We start from the raw sequence: 5812 nt of genomic DNA, 5'->3' as shown, positions 1-5812 counted from the left end.
GTCCCGACAGGTCTTCCGGATCTGGCCGCGCTTCTTCAGCTCCTGTTCTTCGCCCGCCGGTGCAAACAATGGTCTGGGCCGCAAGGTACTCGTCCAACTGATTCCTCTCACACTTCCCGCTGCCATTATCGCTCGTTGTTGCTGTTTTCACTGGTTTCTTATGCTTAACTCCATTAAAAAAAGCTAACCATTGATGGTTAGCCCTCAGTACATACCTCTTTGTGCTATTTGAAATTGTTGATGATCGTTGGACGCATAATAATGAGTAGCAAATTGCCCAAAAGCAAGTGCACCTAATGCAACTATACCCGTAATAACCCACATTTTTGTAGCTTTCATCCTAACGCCTCCCGTATTTTCGGTATTTGCTCCCTTGAATAAAGAGCGCGCTTTAAAAAAGTATAACTCATGGAAATGTCACCTTTTTTTTCAAAAAAAGCAGCAATACTTTTTTCAATTTTTGCAACATCCGGCCAAAGGTTCTTTTCTCTAAGAGCATCACAATAGGACAGAACATTTTCTACAGAGAACTCTTCATAGAGGCAATAAAGAATCTGCAATTTAATCCTAAATTCCTCACTGTCATAACGTTCTGTCATTTCAGAGCCAAGATTATACCAGCGATTACCTTCTTCAGCATCTCCCATTTCGTAAGATACCCGTGACAGCATATAAAGGTTTTGCAAGCCTTTTGGAGACTCCTTTAACCAGGAAAATGATTCTGCTTTGAGAAAAAGTTCCTTTGCCTCAACATATAAACCTTCCTGCCATCTTATCAAACCGAGGTTATGGTAAATCTTAGCTGTAGGTTTATCATAGCCAAAAGCCAAAGCATCCGTCAAGGCACTTCTTAAAGAAGAATCTGCATCTGGATACCGGCCCATATCGTAAAGACAAATACCCATCACAAGACTGCATTGTATGGCTTCAAGAATAAAATTTTTATCCTTTTCATAAATTTCTTTAGCTTGCTTTACATGAGTAACTGAAACCACGTGTTGATCGATTTCATAATAAGATACACCTATTTTGTAGTGGAAATCAGCAAACTTTGTTGTTCCAATTGTATCTTCAGACATACTAAGCAATCTGCGCTCAGCTCTCTTATAAAATTCAATCGCATCAAAATAATTTTTGTTAAAAAATTTATAATCGCCTGAAAATAATTCATAATAAAAATTTATGAGTAAATCATGACTTCCCCTAGATAAAAACTTAACAAGATCATCAGTTACTTCTTCCTCAAACAGTGCATCATGACGATGGCATAATAGAATATAATAATCAACTAAATCACTAGAATCTTCACTTTTTGTCAACATCTCTCTCAATTCAGCCTTCTTTATCTTTGAAAGTTCACCATCACCCTTTTTAATAAGCTCGTACCACCTATTCAAAGAGTTAGCAAAACAAGCCGAAGGCCCCTTCTTATTCAACAACACTTATCCTCCCTTCATTCCACCAGACCTATTCAATAAACAAGAAAGACTTTAAACATTTAGTACATAGAACTAAATTTTCATAGTTGCTTTATTTTCTAATGCCATACGTAGTATGCACTGACCAAGTAAACGTAACATAACCATACAAAAAAAGGTATAAAATTAATAATATTCTAAAATACTATTGTTCTTTATAAAAAACATTCTTTTTTAAAAAGGAACTTAAAACCGAAAGGTTTTAAGGAATTTCGCCTTTTTTATTTAAATCTCTTGACTTTTAGAACTTGAAACTAGCAGAATAGCTGACTGTTCTAGGAAACAGGGGCGAAATTCGATTGCCTATGTCTGTCACGAAAAAATAAAAACGGACAGACATAGGCAATCGATCAGGTTTGAAACTAGCGTCATAGAGACGTCTGAGGTTTCCAGTACTGCCTTGCTATCGCCAGACTTTCGCCTGCCATGACCTTTTTACATACAATGCCTGTCCTGTATGCACTTTTATGGGTTTGTCTTGTGTTCTCTCACACGATCACACTCTATTGTGTGTCGTTTACATAAAAGCTTGGCCATAGTTGCCCGCACCGTAGTGCGCCAGTGCAACCTAGTGGTATCTCCACATTCTCCGGACCGTTAATGGCCGTCCCCGCCCTTCGCCACAAGCGTAGCAAGGAACGCTTTTGTGGCTCATCTCCGTATTCAGTATGCAGTGGACGGAGCAACTCCTGACGTCAGTTTATTTTACACCCCTTAACGGCAGCTGGGTGACAAACAAAAAACGACAGAAAACAACTGTTTGTATCAACCCAAACAATCGTTTTCTGTCGTTCTAAAAATGCCGAAAACTATTGACGCAAAGACGCGTTTTCGGTAAAATGAAGACATAACTTAAAGACATTGTATGGGTAGGATCATACAAACTGTGAAGTGTTCGATGTTGGCGCATCGGGCACTTTTTATTTGTCATTTCTTATTTGTATTCAGTTTTTATGTTTCGTCTATCTAAATATGTATCTGTGTTTTCGCTATCAGCGAATACAAGCTATTAACCTTGTTGTCTGCAAACAACAGGGTTTTTTTGCTGTTTCTCAAAAATAATAGATTAAATCAACTCTGTCAAATCTTTCTCGTTGACTTAACTTGACTATAATATACATGATTTTTTTTTTGCCGTAAACCCCCGCGTCTGAAATCACCTATTTTCCCTGATTTCACTGATTTCATTTAACTAAAAATATTCATATATACCCTGTTTTATATGGATTTACGAGTGATTTCATTATGTTGACACACACAATTAAAGGTGCTATTATTGAGGAAAGTGAAATCAAAGGAGAGAATAAAAATATGAATATTTCTCGTATGAACGTGGACTTTGGAAATAGTATGTATATGAATTTAATTGATGGTTATTTTTTTGAATTGCCTACGAATGTAGTGGAGATAACTAAAGAAGCTGCTGAAGGAAAGTTTACAAGTATCGTTGAAGATCCCGCCGATTTAAAAGACCGGCTATTAGTTTCCACAGTGATTGATGAAACTGAGAGATACTTTTTAGTTGGTGAACTTGCAGAACCAGAAGTGTTAGGCAATCAACATATCAAGAAGTTACATAACAAAGTAGAGTCGTATATTCCATACGTGACTTTTTTAGCCGCAACTGCTTATTACCAAGCGCTAAAAGGTAAACGGGAAGATAATGAAGTTACTATTGAATACTTTCAAACAATGCTCCCAATCTGGCTTCTTAAAAAATTGGATAAATTCAGTGAAATGCAGAAAAGAATGGCTGCTAAATTTTTAGGCACTCACCAGGTAAAAGTTCTGACATTAGGATTAGAAAAAGATCTGACTATAAAAGTAGAAGATGCTGCGTGCAGGGTCGAATCTGAAGTTGCAAGATGGGCAATAAAGAAAAACTTTGATCTGGAAGATAAGGACTATGCCGAGCAATTTAAAAATTATGACGTAGTCTTTTGTGATTTAGGAGGCGGAACAGACGATCTTGTATTACTGCCGGCTGGACTAAAACCGCCAAAAAGCCGTGATTCCTTTGTTTCTAATACTGAAGCGCCGTTTTTGGCACACTTAGAAAAATTAAGAAAAGAAAAACTCCTCGAGCATTTTGATAGCGTTAGGGAGCTTGAAAAGTTTATATACTCAAATATTGGAAAAACTAAAATGGAACGAAGAGACGGGAATACCGGTCAGAAATTCGATTTAACTGATATCATCAAAAAATCTCTTAAAGAATACACAGAAATCAAAATAGCCCAAGCTGAAAATACATTCCCTGCACCAAAAGATAAGGTTTACAAGTACCTTTATTTTGGCGGTGTTGGTGAGGTGCTTGAAGAATCAATTAGTGTGGTTACTGAAGAGAGATATGGCCGTGATATTTCTGAATCAAATCATATAGTTGCTGAAGATGCAAGACTGCTCAACTTATATGGCCTTGAAGTTTTAAGCCGCGCTGAACAAGTAAAGAAACAGGCAAATGAAAAAGAGGCACAATCAATTTAGGTGATATAAATGGCTAACCAAGAAAGAGTTAAACTCTGGAATGTTCGTACAACAAAAATGACTGATGAGATGTATAATTTTGTTTTAGACCGGATTAGTAAAACAAGTGAAGGCACCTTTAGAGAGTATGCCTTTCAGCTTATAGAAAGGGACATGCAACAACAGAAAAACGAACAGAAAAATAGAGAAAAAGATCGTCATGTTCATGATGAATTAATTGCCTTGAGAGAAGAAATGACAAAAGAATTTCGTGATTTGAGGAAGAAAATAGATCAGGGGTCGATATACGTAGAACACAAAACAGCTGATCCAAAAACAGCTTCAGAAACCATTGAAGAAGGTCAGTTAATCACTGAGAAAATCACTGGTACTATTGAGGAAGAATACGATTATGATTTTTAAGTGTTCATCATTTAACAACTAGAATGGATACAAAAAGGAAAGGCGGAGAATACATGGCATATCGTATTGTGGGCAAGCTTGAAGGGACGGAAATTAAGTTTACGAGCACACACTCAGATGAAGAGATACGAGAGGAGATATTCGAGACGATTGAGGAAGCAGAGGATACTTTGAGGACCTTGAAAATGTCTCTGCCTGAAGGAACAAAATTGACGATTGAACCTGCGGTGTAGAGACAAATCCCTTATTTTTTAATACTAAGAGCCTAGAGAATCTAGGCTCTTTTCATATGCAGTTATTGGTCAAACGTTAATTAATTGCAATACAGACGCTCTGAGCAACATTAGAATCCAATTAATCTGTATAAAACCTGTTTTTTTGTCAATGCTGATACTACTAAGGGAGGTCATAAAAATGAAATGCAAACATTGTAGTAAAACGGTCCGGATGTCAAAAGAGAAATTTATTGGGAATCAAAAACTTTGCTCTAGTTGTTTTAAACTCTGGAAAAAAATCGGCCGCACTTGGGGGAAAGTTGGTTAAGAATAATGCAACTCACCATTGATACGGGCAAGGATAATTCTATATGAATCGTCTTTGTTGTATTTTTTTTGATACCAGTCAATCACACTCTCATTGTTGAGAGCCATTTTAAGAATTTCAGCTGCTAACTGTGTCTTTGTCATATCACAGGAAATGGCCAACTTCTTCAGCTTTTGATGTGTATCTGAATCCAATGAAGGATTGACTCGTGTTTTTTTATCCGAACGTACTTTTCTCTCTCCAACCTGGTTAGCCGCTTTCTTCTTCATATCTTCTTCCCCCTCCAACCAAATATCAGCTTTCATTAGGTTTTTCTCACTAACACAGTAACACTGTAACAGTTTTCATCTGTTACTATGCTATTCTGCAACCCTTCAAAATATGTATAAACCGATTAAAAACAGCAGGGATTGCTACTACTGCTACTCTTAATTAAATCCTCAGCTTAGTCTTTAGGATCGGGGTTTGTCCTGGCTCCTGACGTTTTTCCTGACACCGCTGCGCGTTCCTTCAGATGCAGTTCTTCGTCGCCAGTGCCACCGCCCAGGGATGCGGGCACCGATCGCCGTGTTGCCCTGGCCACCTGACCGGTCTTCCGGAAACAGCCGTGCTCCTTCAGCTGCAGTTCTTCGCCGCCGGTGCTGCCATCGCCTAGGGATGCCGGCACCGATCGGCCGACTTTCCCTTTCGACCAGCTTCGCACCGCCGACTGACTGCCACGTTTGCCCTGGACCCGACGGGTCTTCCGGATCTGGCCGCGCTTCTTCAGCTGCAGTTCTTCGCCGCCGGTGCTGCCATCGCCCAGGAATACAGGCGACGATCGCCCCCGTTGCCCTGGATGCTCTGTCGGGTCTTCCGGATCTGGCCGCGCTTCTTCAGCTGCAGTTCTTCGCCGCCGGTGT

At 39.1% G+C, this 5812-nt stretch carries 7 protein-coding genes; 3 read left to right on the top strand and 4 right to left on the bottom strand.

The features are described 5' to 3' along the window. Window positions 1-204: 204 nt before the first annotated feature. Both RTR43_RS25510 and RTR43_RS25505 read right to left on the bottom strand, forming a co-directional pair. A complete protein-coding gene (locus RTR43_RS25510; RefSeq protein ID WP_306725285.1) occupies window positions 205-339 on the bottom strand; it encodes a hypothetical protein in 135 nt (44 codons plus the stop codon). Next, complete coding sequence (locus RTR43_RS25505; RefSeq protein ID WP_312476841.1) at window positions 336-1439, bottom strand: response regulator aspartate phosphatase; 1104 nt, start codon at window positions 1437-1439, stop codon at window positions 336-338. The genes RTR43_RS25510 and RTR43_RS25505 overlap by 4 nt, the downstream gene beginning before the upstream one ends. A gap of 1350 nt (window positions 1440-2789) precedes the next feature. Between RTR43_RS25505 and RTR43_RS25500 the strand changes: the two genes are divergently transcribed. The 3 genes from RTR43_RS25500 to RTR43_RS25490 are packed head-to-tail and all read left to right on the top strand — an operon-like array spanning window position 2790 to window position 4600. Beyond that, entirely contained in the window at window positions 2790-3965 is a 1176-nt protein-coding gene (locus RTR43_RS25500; RefSeq protein ID WP_312476848.1) for an Alp7A family actin-like protein, read from the top strand. Window positions 3966-3974: 9 nt separating this feature from the next. Then, complete coding sequence (locus RTR43_RS25495; RefSeq protein WP_073982232.1) at window positions 3975-4367, top strand: hypothetical protein; 393 nt, start codon at window positions 3975-3977, stop codon at window positions 4365-4367. Window positions 4368-4420: 53 nt separating this feature from the next. Then, window positions 4421-4600 carry a hypothetical protein gene (locus RTR43_RS25490; protein ID WP_073982233.1) on the top strand — a complete coding sequence of 60 codons (180 nt, stop codon included), beginning with the start codon at window positions 4421-4423 and terminating at the stop codon, window positions 4598-4600. A 306-nt stretch (window positions 4601-4906) separates the two neighbouring features. Here the strand turns inward: RTR43_RS25490 and RTR43_RS25485 are convergent, their stop codons facing one another. Continuing rightward, a complete protein-coding gene (locus RTR43_RS25485) occupies window positions 4907-5179 on the bottom strand; it encodes a hypothetical protein (RefSeq protein WP_032858819.1) in 273 nt (90 codons plus the stop codon). A gap of 176 nt (window positions 5180-5355) precedes the next feature. Then, window positions 5356-5812, bottom strand: a 457-nt coding sequence (locus RTR43_RS25480; RefSeq protein ID WP_312476836.1) for a hypothetical protein, incomplete at its 5' end; no start/stop codon positions are given.

It is taken from the genome of Neobacillus sp., from assembly GCF_031988165.1.
Taxonomy (GTDB): Bacteria; Bacillota; Bacilli; order Bacillales; family Cytobacillaceae; genus Neobacillus; species Neobacillus rhizosphaerae.
Note: the sequence above shows the minus strand (reverse complement) of the source record. Positions and strands in the feature narration are given on the sequence as shown.

What these genes read in the sequence shown, in the direction of transcription:
- RTR43_RS25510 (WP_306725285.1), bottom strand. Translation starts at nt 339, where the DNA reads ATGAAAGCTACAAAAATGTGGGTTATTACGGGTATAGTTGCATTAGGT.
- RTR43_RS25500 (WP_312476848.1), top strand. Translation starts at nt 2,790, where the DNA reads ATGAATATTTCTCGTATGAACGTGGACTTTGGAAATAGTATGTATATG.
- RTR43_RS25495 (WP_073982232.1), top strand. Translation starts at nt 3,975, where the DNA reads ATGGCTAACCAAGAAAGAGTTAAACTCTGGAATGTTCGTACAACAAAA.
- RTR43_RS25490 (WP_073982233.1), top strand. Translation starts at nt 4,421, where the DNA reads ATGGCATATCGTATTGTGGGCAAGCTTGAAGGGACGGAAATTAAGTTT.
- RTR43_RS25485 (WP_032858819.1), bottom strand. Translation starts at nt 5,179, where the DNA reads ATGAAGAAGAAAGCGGCTAACCAGGTTGGAGAGAGAAAAGTACGTTCG.